This window comes from Streptomyces sp. DvalAA-14 (genome assembly GCF_900091855.1).
GTDB lineage: Bacteria > Actinomycetota > Actinomycetes > Streptomycetales > Streptomycetaceae > Actinacidiphila.
Map to the genome: position 1 here is coordinate 1 of NZ_FMCH01000572.1, position 2,213 is coordinate 2,213.

General features: G+C 76.2%; 2 protein-coding genes. Both read left to right on the forward strand.

Features of this window, described 5'->3' with window-relative positions:
* The first annotated feature begins 342 nt into the window (after positions 1-342).
* Entirely contained in the window at positions 343-1,230 is an 888-nt protein-coding gene (locus GA0115240_RS31005) for a Rossmann-like and DUF2520 domain-containing protein (protein WP_370673389.1), read from the forward strand.
* 4 nt (positions 1,231-1,234) lie between these two features.
* Entirely contained in the window at positions 1,235-2,101 is an 867-nt protein-coding gene (gene panC, locus GA0115240_RS31010) for a pantoate--beta-alanine ligase (RefSeq protein WP_093741875.1), read from the forward strand.
* Positions 2,102-2,213: the final 112 nt, after the last annotated feature.

A 2,213-nucleotide genomic window follows, 5' to 3' on the forward strand; every position in this document is an offset into this window, starting at 1 on the left:
TGGTGGGTGGGTGCGGGTGCGTCGTGGCTTGTCGCGCGGTTCCGCCCCCGGGGTTCCCCCCAGCGCCCTGTGGGGCGCCCCGAAGGGGCGCGAGGAACTGCGCGAGCAACCACCCACCGGCCGGGGGCCGGCAGCGAAGGGGAGCCGTTGCCCTGGATGCCGCCCACCGCGGCGGGGGTGACGGCCGGGAGGCCGTTGCGGTGGGTGCCGCCCCCTCCCGCGACGGGGGGCGGGGGCCGGGGGTGACCCGGGCCGTGGGCGGGGTCACGGATTACGGTCGGGCTCAGCGGCAGCGAGTTCGCGTAGGATTGACGAGAAGGCATCGCGGAAGGCGTGGTGGTCGTGGAGGAGAAGCCGGCGAGGCTGGCGGTGGGGGTTGTGGGGACCGGGCGGGTGGGGCCGGCGTTGGCGGCCGCGCTCGGGCTGGCCGGGCACCACGTGGTGGCCGCGTCCGGCGTGTCCGAGGCCTCCCGGCGGCGGGCCGAGACCCTGCTGCCCGGCGTCCCGCTGATGGACCCGGCCGCCGTCCTGCAGCGCAGCGACCTCGTGCTGCTCACCGTGCCGGACGACGCGCTGCCCGCCCTGGTCAAGGGCCTGGCGGAGACCGGCGCCGTCCGACCGGGCCAACTGGTCGTGCACACCTCCGGGCGGTACGGGACCGCCGTGCTGGAGCCGGTGCTGCGGGCCGGCGGCCTGCCGCTGGCCCTGCACCCGGCGATGACGTTCACCGGCACGCCCGTGGACGTGCAGCGCCTGGTGGGCTGCTCCTTCGGGGTGACCGCGCCGGACGCGCTGCGGATGGCCGCCGAGGCGCTCGTCATCGAGATGAGCGGCGAGCCGGAGTGGATCGAGGAGGCCGCCCGGCCGCTCTACCACGCGGCTCTGGCGATCGGCGCCAACCACCTCGTCACGCTGGTGGCGCAGTCGATGGACCTTTTGCGGGAGGCCGGCGTCGCCGAGCCGGGCCGGATGCTCGGCCCGCTGCTGGGCGCCGCGCTGGACAACGCGCTGCGCTCCGGCGACGCGGCGCTGACCGGCCCGGTCGCCCGCGGCGACGCCGGCACGGTCAGCGCCCACCTGCGGGAACTGCGGGCGCACGCCCCCGAGGACGTCGCCTCCTACGTGGCGATGGCCCGCGCCACCGCGGACCGCGCACTGGCCAACGGCATGCTGAAAGCGGAGTACGCGGAGGCGCTGCTGGGCGCCCTCGCCGACGAGGGGACCCGGTGAACCGATGACAGAGCTGGTGCGGCAGTCCCGCGACCTGGCGCCCTCCTCGGCGGTGGTGATGACCATGGGCGCCCTGCACGAGGGCCACGCGGCCCTGATCCGGGCCGCCCGCACCCGGGCCGGCGGCGGCCTGGTCACGGTCACGGTCTTCGTCAACCCGCTGCAATTCGGTCCGGGCGAGGATCTGGACCGCTACCCGCGCACCCTCGACGCCGACCTCAAGCTGGCCGAACAGGCGGGCGCCGACCTGGTGTTCGCGCCCGACACGGCGGAGGTCTACCCGGGCGGCCGGCCCCGGGTACGGATCTCGGCCGGCCCGATGGGCGAGGTCTACGAAGGTGCGTCCCGCCCCGGCCACTTCGACGGCATGCTCACCGTCGTCGCCAAGCTGCTGCATCTCACCCGTCCCGGCGCCGCCTTCTTCGGGCAGAAGGACGCCCAGCAGCTCGCGCTGATCCGCCGGATGGTCACCGACCTGAACTTCCCGGTGGAGATCCTCGCGGTGCCGACCGTCCGGGAAGCCGACGGCCTGGCCCTGTCCAGCCGCAACCGCTACCTGGCCCCGGGGGAGCGGGACAGCGCCCTGGCCCTGTCCCGGGCCCTGTTCGCCGGCCGGGACGCGCTGGACGGCGGCCCGGAGGCGGTACGGAAGGCCGCCGGGGAGTCGCTGGCGCAGGCCGGCGGTCTCGCCGTCGACTACCTCGCCCTGGTCGACCCCGTCGACTTCACCGAGGCACCCGCCGACCACACCGGCCCCGCGGTCCTCGCGGTGGCGGCGAAGGTGGGCGGCACCCGTCTGATCGACAACCTCCCGCTGGATTTCCCCACCGGTGGGTCCATAACGCCACCGGAGTCCGGAGCCGCCGTATGACCAGCACCGCCGTCGGCCGTGAACCCCGCGGTGAGGCCCCCGCATCCCCCGGGCCCGCACCGGCCTCCCGGCCCGCCGGAGCCGCCGGAGCCGCGCCGGCCCCCGCACCCGT